Annotated in this window: 16 protein-coding genes; 8 read left to right on the top strand and 8 right to left on the bottom strand. The window is 72.8% G+C overall.

Annotated elements, in window-relative coordinates:
* Nucleotides 1-37 precede the first annotated feature (37 nt).
* Both ITJ68_RS01830 and ITJ68_RS01825 read right to left on the bottom strand, forming a co-directional pair.
* The gene (locus ITJ68_RS01830) at nucleotides 38-976 is read right to left on the bottom strand and encodes a serine hydrolase (RefSeq protein ID WP_194659640.1); all 939 of its coding nucleotides are present in this window, start codon (nucleotides 974-976) and stop codon (nucleotides 38-40) included.
* Nucleotides 976-2,940, bottom strand: coding sequence for a M13 family metallopeptidase (locus tag ITJ68_RS01825; RefSeq protein WP_194659639.1), 1,965 nt, complete (start codon nucleotides 2,938-2,940; stop codon nucleotides 976-978). Before ITJ68_RS01825 ends, ITJ68_RS01830 begins: the two co-directional genes overlap by 1 nt.
* Before the next feature lie 94 nt (nucleotides 2,941-3,034).
* Here ITJ68_RS01825 and ITJ68_RS01820 point away from each other — a divergent pair, with 94 nt between their 5' ends.
* Nucleotides 3,035-4,378, top strand: coding sequence for a uracil-xanthine permease family protein (locus ITJ68_RS01820; protein WP_194659638.1), 1,344 nt, complete (start codon nucleotides 3,035-3,037; stop codon nucleotides 4,376-4,378).
* A gap of 102 nt (nucleotides 4,379-4,480) precedes the next feature.
* Here the strand turns inward: ITJ68_RS01820 and ITJ68_RS01815 are convergent, their stop codons facing one another.
* Nucleotides 4,481-5,176, bottom strand: a complete 696-nt coding sequence (locus tag ITJ68_RS01815) for a GAP family protein (protein ID WP_194659637.1) — start codon at nucleotides 5,174-5,176, stop codon at nucleotides 4,481-4,483.
* 9 nt (nucleotides 5,177-5,185) lie between these two features.
* On the opposite strand from ITJ68_RS01815, the gene ITJ68_RS01810 reads away from it, so the two are divergent.
* Nucleotides 5,186-6,496, top strand: coding sequence for an MATE family efflux transporter (locus tag ITJ68_RS01810; RefSeq protein ID WP_194659636.1), 1,311 nt, complete (start codon nucleotides 5,186-5,188; stop codon nucleotides 6,494-6,496).
* A 7-nt stretch (nucleotides 6,497-6,503) separates the two neighbouring features.
* Here the strand turns inward: ITJ68_RS01810 and ITJ68_RS01805 are convergent, their stop codons facing one another.
* On the bottom strand, nucleotides 6,504-7,643 hold the full coding sequence (locus ITJ68_RS01805; RefSeq protein ID WP_194659635.1) for a LacI family DNA-binding transcriptional regulator: 1,140 nt from the start codon (nucleotides 7,641-7,643) through the stop codon (nucleotides 6,504-6,506).
* Nucleotides 7,644-7,696: 53 nt separating this feature from the next.
* Between ITJ68_RS01805 and ITJ68_RS01800 the strand changes: the two genes are divergently transcribed.
* The 4 genes from ITJ68_RS01800 to ITJ68_RS01785 all read left to right on the top strand — a co-directional run bounded on the left by ITJ68_RS01800 (nucleotide 7,697) and on the right by ITJ68_RS01785 (nucleotide 11,961).
* On the top strand, nucleotides 7,697-9,034 hold the full coding sequence (locus ITJ68_RS01800) for an MFS transporter (RefSeq protein WP_194659634.1): 1,338 nt from the start codon (nucleotides 7,697-7,699) through the stop codon (nucleotides 9,032-9,034).
* Nucleotides 9,035-9,043: 9 nt separating this feature from the next.
* The gene (nucS, locus tag ITJ68_RS01795) at nucleotides 9,044-9,739 is read left to right on the top strand and encodes an endonuclease NucS (protein ID WP_071278704.1); all 696 of its coding nucleotides are present in this window, start codon (nucleotides 9,044-9,046) and stop codon (nucleotides 9,737-9,739) included.
* A 234-nt stretch (nucleotides 9,740-9,973) separates the two neighbouring features.
* Nucleotides 9,974-10,708 carry an HAD hydrolase-like protein gene (locus tag ITJ68_RS01790; protein WP_194659633.1) on the top strand — a complete coding sequence of 245 codons (735 nt, stop codon included), beginning with the start codon at nucleotides 9,974-9,976 and terminating at the stop codon, nucleotides 10,706-10,708.
* Nucleotides 10,705-11,961 (top strand): CynX/NimT family MFS transporter, encoded by a 1,257-nt coding sequence (locus tag ITJ68_RS01785; protein ID WP_194659632.1) that lies wholly within the window; start codon nucleotides 10,705-10,707, stop codon nucleotides 11,959-11,961. The genes ITJ68_RS01790 and ITJ68_RS01785 overlap by 4 nt, the downstream gene beginning before the upstream one ends.
* Before the next feature lie 13 nt (nucleotides 11,962-11,974).
* Here ITJ68_RS01785 and ITJ68_RS01780 read toward each other — a convergent pair whose 3' ends face one another.
* Nucleotides 11,975-12,808: an SDR family oxidoreductase gene (locus ITJ68_RS01780; protein ID WP_194659631.1), complete on the bottom strand. Its 834-nt coding sequence runs from the start codon at nucleotides 12,806-12,808 to the stop codon at nucleotides 11,975-11,977.
* Nucleotides 12,809-12,849: 41 nt separating this feature from the next.
* Entirely contained in the window at nucleotides 12,850-13,488 is a 639-nt protein-coding gene (locus ITJ68_RS01775) for a nucleoside/nucleotide kinase family protein (protein WP_194659630.1), read from the bottom strand.
* Between the two features lie 33 nt (nucleotides 13,489-13,521).
* On the opposite strand from ITJ68_RS01775, the gene ITJ68_RS01770 reads away from it, so the two are divergent.
* The gene (locus tag ITJ68_RS01770; protein ID WP_194659629.1) at nucleotides 13,522-13,893 is read left to right on the top strand and encodes a VOC family protein; all 372 of its coding nucleotides are present in this window, start codon (nucleotides 13,522-13,524) and stop codon (nucleotides 13,891-13,893) included.
* 1 nt (nucleotide 13,894) lies between these two features.
* Here the strand turns inward: ITJ68_RS01770 and ITJ68_RS01765 are convergent, their stop codons facing one another.
* Entirely contained in the window at nucleotides 13,895-14,332 is a 438-nt protein-coding gene (locus tag ITJ68_RS01765) for an NUDIX hydrolase (RefSeq protein WP_071278688.1), read from the bottom strand.
* A gap of 125 nt (nucleotides 14,333-14,457) precedes the next feature.
* Here ITJ68_RS01765 and ITJ68_RS01760 point away from each other — a divergent pair, with 125 nt between their 5' ends.
* Complete coding sequence (locus tag ITJ68_RS01760; protein WP_194659628.1) at nucleotides 14,458-15,123, top strand: GNAT family N-acetyltransferase; 666 nt, start codon at nucleotides 14,458-14,460, stop codon at nucleotides 15,121-15,123.
* On the opposite strand, the gene ITJ68_RS01755 is transcribed toward ITJ68_RS01760, so the two are convergent.
* On the bottom strand, nucleotides 15,120-15,722 hold the full coding sequence (locus tag ITJ68_RS01755; protein WP_194659627.1) for a hypothetical protein: 603 nt from the start codon (nucleotides 15,720-15,722) through the stop codon (nucleotides 15,120-15,122). The genes ITJ68_RS01760 and ITJ68_RS01755 overlap by 4 nt on opposite strands.
* Nucleotides 15,723-15,733: the final 11 nt, after the last annotated feature.

Raw genomic sequence — 15,733 nt, 5'->3', positions numbered from 1 at the left:
CGGCCCCGACACGTGACGTGTCGGGGCCGTCGTGCTGTCAGCGAGTGGCGGTCGTGTGCACGGCTTCGAGCACCTCGGTGCCCATCGTGCGCAGGGCCTCGACCACCGCGAGCCGCTGGTCGAGGGTGTCATCGGAGAAGGTCACCGTCACCGCGTAGCTCACCGACGAACCCGGGCCCCGCAGGACCCCGGCCTCGGCGCGGACCCCCCGTCCGACACCGGTGACGGACACCGCCTGGAGGCCGTGGTCCAGTGCGCGGTGCGCCAGCGGGTCGAGACCGAAGGCCCCGGCGACGAGCGACAGGTCGGCCGCGAGGGACAGCCACCCGAGGACCCGGTTCGAGACGCCCTCGTCGACGACCTCGCCGAGCGCGAGCCCGCGCATCAGCCAGCTGAGCTCACCCGAGGCGGCGACGGCGATGTCCGGGGCGTCGTCGGGACCACGGCGGTCCCGCACCCGGTCGATGAACGCCGAGCGCTCGACCCCGAGCGCCTCGGCACGCTCGCGGACGGCGTCGATCCCGACCAGCGAGAGCAGTGCGTTCGTCGCCCACGCGTCGGCGGTCGCCGCCACCAGGGTCGCGAGGTCGGGGACCTGCATGGTCGGCTCCTGCAGGAACTGCCAGAGGCCCGGCCCGGCCGCGGTGTCCCGGGCCATCCGCTGCAGCCGGTCACCGTGCAGGCGGCCGTCCTCGAGCCGTGCCGCGACCTCGGTCAGGAGCAACACCCGACCGAGGCTGCCGACGGGCTGCACGAGTCGGTCGTCCACGGCCAGCAACGCCCGACCGGTCGACGTGTCGATGACCGACGCACTGACCGCGGCGCCGTCGTGCGCCAGCGACCCGAGCGCGTCCACGGTCGCGACGAAGCGCTCCTCCGCCCCGCCGCGGTGCCGTCCCCGAGCACGGGTGCCCGCGCCGGAGCGACCGTCCTGGCGACGCCGCCGCGAGGACGGAGCCGCGTCGGGCTCGACCATCACCAGATGGCGACGCGCTCGGCGGGGTCGAGGTACATCGCGTCCTGCTCCGTGACGCCGAAGGTGTCGTAGAACACGTCGATGTTCTTGACCACCTGGTTGCAGCGGAACTCGGTCGGCGAGTGCGGGTCGATCGTCAGGAGCCGTGCGGCCTCCTCCGGGCGGATCGCCATCTGCCAGGCCTGGGCCCAGCTGAGGAAGAACCGCTCGGCACCGGTCAGGCCGTCGACCACGGGGGGCTCCTGGCCGTCGAGGGAGATCAGGTACGCCTTCCACGCGATGGAGAGGCCGCCGAGGTCACCGATGTTCTCGCCGATCGTGAGCGCGCCGTTGACGTGTCCGTCCGGCACCTCGGTCGGGACGAGGGCGTCGTACTGGGCGATGAGGGCCTTGGTGCGCTCCTCGAAGGCCTGGCGGTCGGCCTCGGTCCACCAGTTCTGCAGGCGTCCGTCACCGTCGTACTGCGAGCCCTGGTCGTCGAAGCCGTGGCCGATCTCGTGCCCGATGACGGCACCGATCGCGCCGTAGTTGGCGGCGGCGTCACGCGAGGCGTCGAAGAACGGGAACTGCAGGATCGCGGCCGGGAACACGATCTCGTTGAAGCCCGGGTTGTAGTACGCGTTGATCGTCTGCGGCGTCATGAACCACTCGTCGCGGTCGATCGGGGTGCCGATCTTGCCGAGCTCGCGGTCGACCTGGAACGAGGCCACGGCGCGGACGTTGCCGAGCAGGTCGTCCGCGGCGACGGGCAGCGCGGAGTAGTCGCGCCACTTCACCGGGTAGCCGATCTTCGGCGTGAACTTGTCGAGCTTCTCGAGCGCACGTGTCCGGGTCTCGTCGGTCATCCAGTCGAGCGCGGTGATGCTCTGGCGGTAGGCCTCGACCAGGTTCGCCACGAGGTCGTCCATCGTGACCTTCGAGGTCTCGTCGAAGTGCTCGGCGACGTAGATCCGACCGACGGCCTCGCCCATCGCGCCCTCGACGAGCGAGACGCCGCGCTTCCAGCGCTCGCGCTGCTTGGGCGCACCGGTGAGCGCGGTGCCGTAGAACGAGAAGCTCGTCGCCGAGAACGCGCTCGTCAGGTACGGCGCCGATCCCCGGATCACCTGCCAGGCGAGCCAGTCCTTCCAGACGGTGAGCGGCTGGTCGCGGAGCAGCTCGGACAGGCCGGTGAGGAACGACGGCTCCCGGACGACCACGGTGTCGAAGGCGCCGACGGGGGCGCCGATGGCCTGCCACCAGAGCTGCAGGTCGACGCCGGGTGCCAGTGCGGCGACCTCGGCCCACGGCAGCTTGTTGTAGGTCTTCTGGCTGTCGCGGGTGGCGACGTTGTCCCAGTGCTCCGCGGCGAGCGCCGTCTCGAGCGCCACCACGTGCTCGGTGCGCTCGGCGCCGGCCTCGAACCCGGCGAGCGGGAAGATCGCGGCGACGAACTCGCGGTACTTCTCGCGGATGTCGGCGAAGCGCTCCTCGCGGTAGTACGACTCGTCGGGCAGGCCGAGTCCGGACTGCTCGAGGAACACGACGTACGAGTCGGGGTCACCCGGGTCGTTGTCGACGAAGAGCTGGATGAAGCTCGGCAGGCCGAGGCGCTCGAAGCGACCGACCATCCGCACGACGTCGGCGGTGGTCTCGATCGCGGCGATCTCAGCGAGGAGCGGTTCGATCGGGCCCGTGCCCAGGGCCTCGAGCGCGACCTCGTCGGTGAACGCCGTGTAGAGGTCGCCGACCTTGCGCTCCTCGGTGCCCTCCGGAGCCAGCTGCGAGCGCTCGACGATGGTGCGGACGGCGGCCTCTGCCGCTTCGGCCAGCACCGTGAACGAGCCGTAGCGCGCCTTGTCGTCGGGGATCGGCGTCGCCGCGATCCACTTCCCGTTGACGTGCCGGTAGAGGTCGTCCTTCGGGGACACGTCAGGGTCGAGTTCGTCGGTTCGGATTCCGGTGGTGCCTGCGACGTCGGTCATGCGCTCCACGATAGTCACCGGGCCCCCGCAGGTCCCCCCGGCGAGTCCTCCACAGGACGTCCATCGGCTGGTCGCTGGCCGGTACGGTCATCGCATGGGACTTCCGTGGAAGCTGCACGGTGACGGTGCGACCGTCTCCGCGACGACGATCGTGGCGCCGGACGAGCGCCTCACCTGGCCGCGGACGATCGGCCTGGGCGTGCAGCACGTCGTGGCGATGTTCGGCGCGACCTTCCTGGTGCCCCTGCTGACGGGGTTCCCGCCGTCCACGACACTGCTCTTCAGCGGCATCGGCACGATCCTGTTCCTGCTCGTCACCGGCAACCGCCTGCCGAGCTACCTCGGGTCCTCGTTCGCGTTCATCGCCCCGATCGGCGCCGCGACGAAGATCGGTGGCATCCCGCTCGCGCTGTCCGGCATCATCGTCGTCGGCGCCCTGCTCGCGGTCGTCGGCCTCGTCGTGCACCTGGCCGGCGCCGGGTGGATCGACCGCCTGATGCCGCCGATCGTCTCCGGCGCGATCGTCGCGCTCATCGGCTTCAACCTGGCGCCCGCCGCCCGCGACAACTTCACGAAGTCGCCCGTCATCGCGGTCATCACCCTGCTCGCGATCATCCTGGTGACCGTCCTGTTCAAGGGGCTCATCGGGCGCCTGTCCATCGTCATCGGCGTCGTGGTCGGCTACGTGGCCGCCCTGATCGGCGGGCAGGTCGACTTCTCCGCCGTCGCCGACGTCCCCTGGGTCGGCCTGCCGACCTTCACGGCCCCTGCGTTCGACCCCGCGCAGCTGCCGATCTACCTGGCCTTCGTGCCGGTGGTCCTGGCGCTGGTCGCCGAGAACGTCGGGCACGTCAAGGGCGTCGGCCAGCTCACCGGCCGTGACCTCACCCCGCTGACCGGACGGGCACTCTTCGCCGACGGCGTCTCGACGGTCCTGGCCGGCATCGGCGGCGGCTCCGCGACGACGACCTACGGCGAGAACATCGGGGTGATGGCCGCCACCCGCGTCTTCTCCACGGCCGCCTACTGGGTCGCCGCGATCGCCGCCGTCCTGCTCGGGCTGTCCCCGAAGATCGGCGCGGTCATCTCCTCGGTCCCCGCCGGCGTGCTCGGTGGGGCGACGACCGCGCTCTACGGCCTGATCGGGGTCATCGGCATCCGCATCTGGGTGGAGAACCGCGTCGACTTCGCCAAGCCGAAGAACCAGCTCACCGCAGGCATCGCGCTCATCATCGGCATCGCGGACTTCACGTTCTCGTTCGGGCAGGCCAGCTTCGGCGGCATCATCGTCGGCACCGTCGCGGCGATCGTGGTCTACCACCTGATGGACCTCATCGGTCGCGCGCGGGGCACCGACCCGGCGGAGCCCGTTGCCACGGAGTCGGCGCACGCCGCCACCGGAGCGGTCACGGCGGAGCCGCGGGTCGACCGACGCTGAGTCGCTGACGGACGGGAGGGCCTGGTCGCGACCGCCCCGCCGGCGCGGGCTGCGCGCACGGCGGCACCACGGCCTCCCGTCCGGACCGACGCGACCACCCGCTCAGGCGAGCAGACCGACCACACCCGTCACGAGCTGGACGACCGCGAGCAGCACCAGCACGACCACCAGGAACACCGAGCCCCAGCGGGCGATCCACCCGCGCATCGCGGCGAGCGCGCGCCTGGCCCGGGCACCGAGGGTGACGGCGAGGACGATCGGCAGGAACGCCGTCGATCCCCCGACGAGCACGAAGAGCGCACCGGCGACGACCGTCTCGGCGGCAGCCGGGTCGGCGTCACCGAAGGCCAGGCCGGCGCCGAGCGCCAGGACGAGCGCCTTCGGGCTCGACACGAACCACAGCACGCCGACGCCGAACGCGCGGCGCGGACCGATCGACTCCATCGCCGCGGACCACCGGGAGCTGGCGGGCGACCCGTCGGGGAGCCGTCGGACCGACCACTGCCAGACGGCGAGCGCGAGCAGCACGACGCCCGCGCCGAGGGCGACGAGGGCCTCGACGGGCGTCCCACCCGCACCGGTCCGGGCCGGCAGCCGTTCGCCGACGAGCACCGCGACCACGAGCGCGACGGCGATCGTGGTGATCCAGCCCGTCGCGCAGGCCACCGCGGAGCCGTACCCGCGGCGGTGTCCGAGCAGGAAGACCACCGAGGCGACGGTGAGCGGACTGAGGGCCAGACCGACGGCACCCGGCACGAGCGCGACCACGTCCACACGGGCGAGGGTAGTCGGCGGCATGATGTCCTGATGCCCTCGTCCCGCCGTGCCGTCGACCGCGACATCGTCCGGCTGGCGCTGCCCGCGCTCGGTGCGCTGGTCGTCGAACCGCTGTTCCTGCTGACGGACACCGCGCTCGTCGGGCACCTCGGGGCGACCCCGCTCGCGGCCGTCGGGCTCGCGAGTGCCGTGCTGCAGACCGTGACGGGGCTGCTGGTGTTCCTGGCCTACTCGACGACACCGGCGGTGGCCCGGGCGCTCGGTGGTGGCGACCGTCGGGGCGCGGTGCACGCGGGCATCGACGGGATGTGGCTCGCGCTCGTGCTCGGCGTCGTGCTCGCCCTGGTCGGCTGGCCGCTCGCCGGACCGCTCGTGTCGGTGTTCGGGGCATCGGCCGAGGTGTCCGCCGCGGCCACCGCGTACCTCCTCGTGTCGCTCATCGGGCTGCCCGGGATCCTCGTCGTGACGGCCTCGACCGGCCTGCTCCGCGGACTGCAGGACACCAGGACGCCGCTCGTCGTCGCGACGGTCGGGTTCGTCGCGAACGGGCTGCTCAACGCACTGCTCATCTACGGGTTCGGCTGGGGCGTGGAGGGCTCGGCGGCCGGCACCGTGCTCGTGCAGTGGGCGATGGCCGCGGTGTACGTGGTGATCGCCGTGCGGGCAGCCCGTCGCGTGGGCGCTCCCCTGCGTCCCGGGGCGTCCGGCGTGGTGCGGGCGCTGCGGTCGGGCGCCTGGCTGTTCCTCCGCACGGCGTCGCTGCGCGTGGCGATGCTCGCGACCGTCGGGGTGGCCGCGGGCCTCGGCACGGTCGGGCTCGCGACGATGCAGGTCGGCCTGACGGTGTTCAGCACCCTGGCGTTCGCACTCGACGCGCTGGCCATCGCGGGGCAGGCGCTGGTCGGGCACGCGCTCGGTGCGCGGGACGCAGACCGGGTCCGGCTCGTCACGACCCGGCTCGTCGTGCTCGGGATCGGCGGCGGGGTGCTGCTCGGACTCCTCACGCTCGCCGTCAGCGGGGTGCTCGGCCCGGTGTTCTCGGACTCGGCCGCGGTTCGGGGATCACTGCCACTCGTGCTCGTGCTCATCGCGGCGGGGATGCCGGTCGCCGGGTACGTGTTCGTGCTCGACGGGGTGCTCATCGGCGCCGGGGACGCCCGCTACCTGGCGATCGCGGGGGCGGTGAACCTCGTCGTGTACCTGCCGCTGCTGTGGGTGGTCGGGGACGGGCTCGCGTCGCTGTGGGCGGTGTTCTCGTTCGGGTACATCGGGGTGCGCGCGGTGACGCTCGGCGTGCGGGCGCACCGGCCGGGGTGGATCGCCGTCGCGATGGCGCGGTAGGGGCGGCTCAGCCCCGCGGGGGCGCCGTCGTGTCGCCGACGCGGAGCTCGGAGCGGAACGCGGCACCCTCGGGTGACTCGCCCTCGAGCATCGCCAGGGCAGCCCGGGCCGCCGCCTGGCCCTTCTGCACGAAGGGCTGCACGAGCGTGGTCAGCTGCCGGATCGGGGAGCGGTGGAACAGGCTGTCGTCGACCTGGATGCCGTCGAAGCCGACGACGCTGACGTCCTCCGGCACGCGGAGCCCGGCCTCGAGCGCCGCCGAGATCACCCCGACGGCGAGCAGGTCGCTCTGCGCCACCACCGCGGTCGGACGGCTGCCGTCGACCGCGAAGAGCGCGGCGCCGGCGATGCGGCCCTCCTCCACCGAGCTGCCGCCGGCCTCGATCGCGACGGCGTCCGGGAACACGTCCCACACCCCGCGGAGCCGTTCCGTGGTGGTGAAGGCAGCGCCGGCGGCGAAGCGCTCGGCGCTGATCGGCCCGCGGTGGTGCGAGGCGTCGAGGGGCAGCGCGACGACCGTCACGGCGGTGTGGCCGAGGTCGCGGAGGTACTCGGCCGCACGACCCGAGCCCTCGCGGTTGTCGAGCTTGATCGGGACAGCGCCCTCGATGTCGTCGGCCTCGATCGCGACGACGGGGATCCCGCGGCGCCGGAGCACGGCGACCGCGGGGTCGACCCGCACGTTGCAGCCGACGAGCACGACGGCGTCCATCGGGGCGTCGACCAGGGGTCCGGCACCGCGCTCGTCGTCGAGCGGGCTGCGGACGAGCAACAGGGAGGCGCCGGCCTCCCCCGCGACCTCGGCGATGCCGTCGAGCGTCAGGACGTTGACCGGGTCGCGGAAGGCATCGCTGAGACGTTCGTCCATCACGACGCCGATGACGCCGGACCGGCCGCGGCGCAGCGACCGGGCGCGCGGGTCGGGTCCGTCGTAGCCGAGCTCCGCCGCGGCGGCGAGGACCCGGGCGCGGGTCTCCTCGGACACCGGACCGGTGCCGCTGAACGCCAGGGACGCGGTGGACGGTGCCACCCCGGCGGCACGGGCGACGGCGACGAGCGTCGGCCGAGCGGTCCGCGCGGTGGCGGGGACGGTGCCGGCCACGCGGGGAGTCCCCGACGCGCCGCCGTGTGTTGCCGTGTCGTCCATCGCCGGTTAGCGTATCGGAGAACCACACTCGAATCGATTCGATCGGAAGCACCATGACGACGGCGTCCGCCACCACGACCGCACGGAGCACCCGAGCGTGGCGCAACGCCGTGTTCGTCGTGTTCACGCTCTCGGGGCTCGACATCGCCACCTGGCTCGGACGCATCCCCAGCGTGCGCGACGAGCTCAGCGCCAGCACCCTGACGATGGGGCTGCTCGTCGTCGGGATGAGCGTCGGGTCCATCGCCGGCCTGACCTTCGCGGGGCACATCGTCGGGAAGCTCGGAGCCAAGCGCGGCGTGCAGATCGCCGCCGTCTGCCTGGCGCTCGGGCTCGTGATGGCCGGCATCTCGGTCAGCCTGGGCTGGGGCTTCGCGGCGATCTGGATCAGCCTCATCGCGTTCGGGTTCGGCAACGGGCTGTGCGACGTGTCGATGAACGTGACGGGCGCCACGGCCGAACGGCTCGGCGGACGCACGATCATGCCGCTGTTCCACGCCGCGTTCAGCCTCGGCACGCTCGCCGGCGCCGGGCTCGGTGCCCTGGCCGAGCGGCTCGAGGTCCCGGTCGCCCTGCACTTCATCGTCCTCGGCATCCTCACGAGCCTGGCGATGGTGACCGTCGTGCGCTGGTTCGGCGACGAGCGGGTCATCGAGGCCGAGGCCACCGACACCAGCCCCGTGCCGCTCCCCGTCTCGCGCTGGGCCGTCTGGCGCCAGCCGTCGACGCTGCTCATCGGCGTGATCGTGCTCGGCATGGCCCTGGCCGAGGGCTCCGCGAACGACTGGCTGCCCCTCGCCATGATCGACGGCCACGGGCTGGAGAACGACGGCGGCTCGGCCGTGCTCACCGTGTTCCTCGCCGCGATGACCGCTGGTCGCGTCGCCGGCAGCCCGCTCATCGACCGGTTCGGCCGCGTCCCCGTCCTCCGCGCGAGCGCCGCCGTGGCCGTCGTGGGCCTCGGCATGCTGATCTTCGTGCCGAGCGTGCCGCTGGCGATCGTCGGCGTGGTGCTGTGGGGCCTCGGGGCGTCGCTCGGCTTCCCGATGGGCATGTCCGCCGCCGCGGACGACCCCCGCACCGCGGCCGCCCGCGTCAGCGCCGTGGCCACCATCGGCTACGTCGCGTTCCTCGCCGGCCCGCCGATCATCGGTCTCGTCGGCGAGCACTTCGGCCTGCTCCACGGCCTGCTCATCGTGTTCGTGTTCATCATCGCGGCGGGTCTGGCATCCGGTGCGGCCCGCGAGCGGACGCCGGAGGCGACCGGGACTACCGGGGCCGGCCCGAGCCTCCCGGCCCGGAACGACGAGACGGACGCGACCCACGAGACGGACGCGACGAGCCAGGCCGACGCGACCAGCGCGACCGGAGCGCGACGCGACGCCCGTTAGGCTTCCCGGGTGCGTCTCGTCATCGCCCGTTGCTCCGTCGACTACGCCGGTCGCCTCGCGGCTCACCTGCCCCTCGCGACCCGGCTCCTCATGCTCAAGGCGGACGGCTCGCTGCTCGTCCACTCGGACGGCGGCAGCTACAAGCCGCTGAACTGGATGAGCCCGCCGTGCTCGATCGAGATCGGTGAGCCCTCCGAGGACCAGGCCTCCGCCGGCATCGAGCAGGTCTGGACGGTCACGCAGAAGAAGACCCAGGACAAGCTCGTGGTCAGCATCCACGAGGTCATCGCCGACCAGACCCACGACCTCGGCGTCGACCCGGGGCTGGTCAAGGACGGGGTCGAGGCCCACCTGCAACAGCTCCTGTCCGAGCAGATCGAGCTCCTCGGCGACGGGCACACGCTCGTCCGTCGCGAGTACATGACCGCCATCGGGCCGGTCGACATCCTGGCGCGGGACGACGCCGGTGCGAGCGTCGCCGTGGAGATGAAGCGGAACGCCAACATCGACGCGGTCGAGCAGCTCACGCGCTACCTCGAGCTGATGAACCGCGACCCGATGCTGCGTCCGGTGCAGGGTGTCCTCGCGGCGCAGACCGTGGCACCGCAGGCCCGCACCCTCGCCGAGGACCGCGGCATCCGCGTGCTGGTGCTCGACTACGACGCGATGCGCGGCATCGAGGGCGGGCACACCCGCTTGTTCTGAGGGTTCCCGGCGCGCGTGGCGGGTCGTCTTGCGCGCCGCGGGTCCTTCCGCGCGTGGCGAGTGGAACCGCGCGTGGCGAGTCGTTCCTTCGGACCCGCAACGCGCGATCCCGCCTGCCAGCGCGGCCGTGACGGGAAGGAACAGCCTCCGGCCAGGAGGCTCGGCCCGGCTCCACAGCGCACGTCCCGCCCCGCTGACGGTCGCCTCCACTGCCCCGGTTAGGCTGGTCCTGACATGACCAGCCCGTTCAGCGCCATCCTCTTCGACCTCGACGGCACCATCAGCGACTCGGCGCCGGGCATCCTCGAGAGCCTGACGTACACGTTCCGCCAGGTCGGGGTGCCCGTCCCCGACCACGCGACGATGATGTCGTTCGTCGGCCCGCCGATCCTCGACACCTTCCACATCGCGATGGGCATGGACGACGAGCTCGCCGACCGCACCCTGGCCGTGTACCGCGAGCACTACTTCTCGCACGGGGCGCTCGACTCCCGCATGTTCGACGGCATCGACGTCGTGCTCCGCACCCTGCACCAGGCCGGCCTGCCGATCTCGACCGCGACGAGCAAGCCCGAGACCCCGGCGACGTACATCCTCGACCACTACGGACTCGTCGGGGACATCGACGTGATCACCGGTGCGAGCGACGACGAGGTCCGGTCGTCGAAGGCCGACGTGGTCGAGGAAGCGCTCAAGCGCCTCGACGCCCGCGGGTTCGACATCAGCCGACCGGTGCTCGTCGGCGACCGGCTGCACGACGTCGAGGGCGCAGCGGTGCACGGGGTGCCCGTCGTCTTCGCCGAGTGGGGCTACGGCTCCCCCGCCGAGGCCGTCGGCACCATCGCGACCGCCGCCACCCCGCTCGACCTGCTGCCGATCCTGCTGCCGGAGTCGGACGCCGCCGGCTCGGGCGCTGCCGGCTCGGGCGCTGCCGGGACGTCCGCCGCCGACCTCGCCGGCCGGGCGTGAGCACCAGGGGGGAGCTGGTCCGCCGCGCGGGCTGGGTCCTGCCGGTCGCGATCGTCCTGGTCGCGCTGAACTTCCGCGGGCCGATCGTCGCGCCGGCACCCGTCATCGGGGACGCCCGGATGGACCTCGGGCTCACCACGACCGTCGCGGGGTTGCTCACGACGATCCCCGTGCTCTGCTTCGCCCTCGCGACGCCGCTCGCGAGCTGGGTGATCGCGAAGGCCACCCCGGAGCGGGCGGTGTCGCTGTCGCTCGTCGTCGTGCTCGTCGGCACGGTGATCCGGTCGCTGCCGAGTGCCGCCGCGCTGCTCATCGGCACCGCGGTGATCGGCATCGGCATCACGATCGGCAACGTCGTCGTCCCGGTGGTCATCCGCCGCGACACCTCGCCGGAACGCGTCGGGATCGTCACCGGCGTCTACACGTCCGCGCTCAACGTGGGGTCGATGACGACCTCGCTCGGCACCGCCCCGATCGCCGACCTGTGGGGCTGGCCGGTCGCCATCGCCCTGTGGGGTGTGTTCGCGCTGATCGCCGGCCTCGCGTGGACGTACACGGTGGGTGCACGTGCCGCCTGGCTCGGCCCGCGCTCGGGTGCACCTGCCGAGCCGCTGCCGGTCACCGGGCCCATCGACCAGGTGCTCGACACCGGTGCCGTCCGCACCACGACCGCGCCGACCCGGGTCTCCGTCGTCCGCCCGACCCGCTGGGTGACGATCGGTCTGACGTTCGCCTTCGGTGGACAGGCCTTCTCGTACTACGCCCTGACCGCCTGGATCCCGACGCTGCTGCACGACGAGATCGGCTTCTCGAAGGCGTCCTCCGGTGCGAGCTCCTCGGTGTTCCAGATCCTCGCGGTCGTCGGAGCGCTCGGTGTGCCGGTGCTCGCCGCGCGCTGGCGCCCCCGGGCGATCCTGTCCCTCGTCGGGACCCTGTGGCTCGCGATGCCCCTCGGGCTGCTGTTCGCACCGCAGCTGTGGCTGCTGTGGTCGATCCTCGGCGGTGCGGCCCAGGGCGGCGGCATCACGGTGATCTTCATCATCATCGTCCGGCTCGTCTCGAACGACGACGACGCCCGCCGGATGTCGGCGTTCGTGCAGGGCGGCGGGTACCTGCTCGGGTCCGCGGGCCCGATCGTCGCCGGCGCGCTCCACGGTGCGACCGGGGACTGGACGGCGCCGCTGCTCGTCGTGCTCGTCGCGGTGCTCGTGCTCGGCGTCGTGGGCACCCTGGCGGCGCGCCGGGTGCCCTGAGCCGCGCGCAGCGTCACCCCGCGCGCAAGACGTCCCGCAACGACATCGGCGCCCGACCCGTCACCCGCTCGACGTCTCCCGTGACCCGCGCGAGCGCCCCCTCCGCGATCGCCGTGTACGTGCTGACCCACGCGTCCGCCTGCCACCGCTCCGGGTTCCACCGCGCCCGCGAGGCGTAGGCCTCCTCCATCGTCTCCGGCTGGTACCGCACGGCACGACCGCGCTCGGCACTCACGATCGACGCCGCCTCGGCGAGCGTGATCGCCGCCGGCCCGGTCAGGTCGTACGTCCGGTCGAGGTGCGCCGCCGGGTCCCGGAGGACGGACGTCGCCACCCGCGCGACGTCCGCGCGCGCGACCGCCGCCATCGCGCCGTCACCCGCCGGACCCCGGATCACGCCGTCCTCCCCGACCAGGTCCTCGACGAAGTCCAGGTAGAAGCTGTCCCGCAGGAACGTGTGCGCCATGTCGGTCGCGCGGATCGCCTGCTCGGTCGCCCAGTGGTCGCGTCCGAGTGTGAAGGTGGCGTCCTCCGCCGCGCCCATGAACGACGTGTAGACGACGTGCCGGACACCCGCGTCCGCAGCCGCCGTCACGAAGGTCCGGTGCTGCTCCAGCCGGTCCTGGGCCTCCGCGCCCGAGACCATGAGCAGCAGGTCGACGCCCTCGAGCGCCGCCCGCGACGCTGCGGCATCCGCGAACGTCGCCGTCCGCACCTCGGTCCCGGGCAGCTCCGGAGCACGGGCGGGGTCGCGCACGACCATCCGGAACGGCACGCCGTCCGCGGCGAGCGCGCGGGCGACGGCGCCGCCGATGTTGCCGGTCGCTCCGGTGATGGCGATGGTCATGGTGGCTCCTCGAGGTGGCGCGGGTCGCGGCCCGCAGGTGGTCAGGTCCGGACGGTCCGGGAGGCTCGGCTCACCGTGGCAGCGACCCGTGCGGCGTTCACGCCGTCGACCTCCACCGCCCAGGTGCGCGCGGCCTCGTGGTCGCGCCCGTGCCGCATGTGCCGACCGACGAGGCGGTCGACGCGGACCCCGTCGTCGACCGCGCAGAACCAGGTCTCGGTGAACAGGTCTTCCAGGGCGTCCCAGGGTGCGGAGTCGTCGAGCAGGTAGTTGCCCTCGGAGACCACGAGCCGGGCTGCCTGCGGGACGGCGATGCTGCCAGCGACGGGCTCGTCGACGCGTCGGTCGAAGTCCGGGGCCCACACGACGGGTTCGTCCGCACGCACCAGTCGGCGGACGAGGGCGACGTACCCGTCGGCGTCGAAGGTGTCGATCGCGCCCTTGCGGTCGTGCCGGCCGAGGCGGTCGAGTGCGGCGTTCGACAGGTGGAAGCCGTCCATGGGCACCTGCACGGCGGTGCCGCTGCCGAGGTGCTCGTCGACGGCGACGACCACGCGGCGGGCGAGGGTCGACTTGCCCGCGCCGGGGGCTCCGGCGATCCCGAGCACGACGCGCTCCCCGGACGCGGCAAGCTCGACCGCGCGGCGGACGGCGTCGTCGACCGTTCCCTCCGTACGCACGCCCTCATCCTCCCAGAGGAGTTCACTGTCGGCATGACGATCGACGCGACGAAGGCGTTCAGCGGGTTCTCCGTGCGGGACCCGGCCGAGGCGAGGGCGTTCTACGAGGACGTCCTCGGGCTCGAGGTCACCGAGGACCACGGCATGCTCGCGCTCCAGCTCGGCGGCGGGAGGTGGGTGTTGGCCTACCCGAAGGGTCCGGCGCACGAGCCCGCGGCCTTCACGGTGCTCAACTTCCCGGTGCCCGACGTCGACGCCGCGGTCGACGAGCTCACCGCGAAGGGCGTGACGTTCCTGCAGTACGAGGGCATGACCGACGCCAAGGGCGTCAACCGCAAGGGCGGCCCGCTCATCGCGTGGTTCACCGACCCCTCCGGCAACGTCTTCAGCGTCATCGCGGAGTGACTCAGCTGAGCGCGCCCGCCCACCCGAGCGCGATCGGCACGACCAGACCGTGGCGGTGGTGCGGGAGCTCCGCGATCGGGATCCAGTCCGCCCGCTCGGTGGAGCCGTCGGCCTCGTCCCGCAGGGCGCCGCCGGTGATCCGGACGCGGAACACGACCTGCACGGCCTTCATCGGTCGGCCGTTCTCGTGCATCCGTCGCTCCGCGGGCACCAGGTGGTGCCGCACGCCGAGCAGTCCCCCGACGGCGACCTCGTACCCGGTCTCCTCCATGAACTCGCGGACGACGGCCTGCTCGACCCCTTCGTCGTACTCGACGCCGCCGCCGGGCAGCGCCCAGGTCCCGGCCTCGGGGAAGCGCTGCATCGCCAGCAGCACCCGGCCCTCGTGCGTGACCACGCCGTACGCCGCCAGCCGGGTGTCGTAGTCCGTGTACTCCATGACCCGACCATCCCAGGAAGCCGCACGAGCGCACGCGTGCCGCGCCGAGCCTCCTGTCCGGCGCTGTCGTCCACCGCTGGTGCGGGACTACCCTGAGCGCCATCGGGCGACGGGAGGGCCCACCGATGGCGACGAGCGAGACGACCAGCGGCGGTGCGACGACGTTCCGACCGGCGAACGAGGTGCCGTGGGAGGACCTCGACCGCGTGTTCGGCGAGCGCGGCGACCCGGCGCGGTGCCACTGCCAGTGGCTGAAGACCTCCGACCGGACCTTCACGGACATGCCGGTGGAGGAGCGGACGCGGCGGTTCCGGGCAGAGACGGGGTGCGACGACCCGGAGGCGCGGGAGACGACCGGGATCGTGGCCTACCGCGACGGTGAACCGGTCGGCTGGGCGGCGGTCGAACCGCGGCCGGCGTTCGTCCGCTTCCGGAAGACGCGGGTGCAGTGGGCGGGGCGGCAGGAGGACCGCGCGGACGAGGGTGTCTGGGCGATCGCGTGCTTCGTGGTGCGGAAGGGCTTCCGGCGTCAGGGCGTCAGCCATGCGCTGGTCGTGGGTGCGGTCGAGCACGCCCGGCGGCACGGGGCCCGGGCGGTCGAGGGCTACCCGATGGAGCTGGCGCCCGGGGTCGAGGACATCTGGGGTGAGCTGTTCGTCGGCCCGCGGTCGGCCTTCGACGCGGCGGGGTTCCACGAGGTGACGCACCCGACCACCCGGCGGTCGGTGATGCGGTTGGCATTCCAGCGCGACGACGACCAGCGCGACGGCAGCCAGCGCGAGGACAGCTAGCGAGCCGGCTGCGCGACCGGGCCGTTCGCCCACCCGACCCGCATCCGCGCGACGGCGCGGTCGTACCCGGCGAGCAGGTCTGCCTGGTCACGGAGCAACGACTGCAGCTGCAGCCCCTCGTACAACGCGAGCAGCTGCTCGGCGCTGTGCCTCGGGGCGGTGCCACGGGCCTCGCGCCCCATCACGACGTCGCGGGCGAGCATGACGGTGAGGTCCTCGAACGCCAGCGTGTACTGCTTGCGGAACCACCCGGCAGCGGCGTGACCCGGCGTCGACGCGGCACTCAACAGCGCCAGGTGCAGGCGGACCAGCGCGGGGTCGCCCTCGCCGGTCTCCAGGCGGGCCCGGATGTAGGCGACAGCGCCCTCACGCTCGCCGATCGAGCGCAGGGCCTGCTGCGTGGCGGTGTTCCAGCGGTCGATGACGGCCACGATGAAGAGCTCCCACACCGGGTAGACGCGGCGGAACTCCTCGATGGAGATGTCGGCGTGGATGGCGACCTCGTCGGGTCCGACCTGGTGGAAGTCGGCGGCGCGGTACGCGAAGATCCCCGCGGCCACGATGCGGGCACGGAGGTCGGGATCGGCGGACACGGGCATGCCCTGATTCT

The organism is Curtobacterium sp. VKM Ac-1395 (genome assembly GCF_015350975.1).
Taxonomy (GTDB): Bacteria; Actinomycetota; Actinomycetes; order Actinomycetales; family Microbacteriaceae; genus Curtobacterium.
The sequence above is the reverse complement of the archived record's forward strand: the minus strand, read 5'-3'. Positions and strand labels throughout refer to the sequence as shown.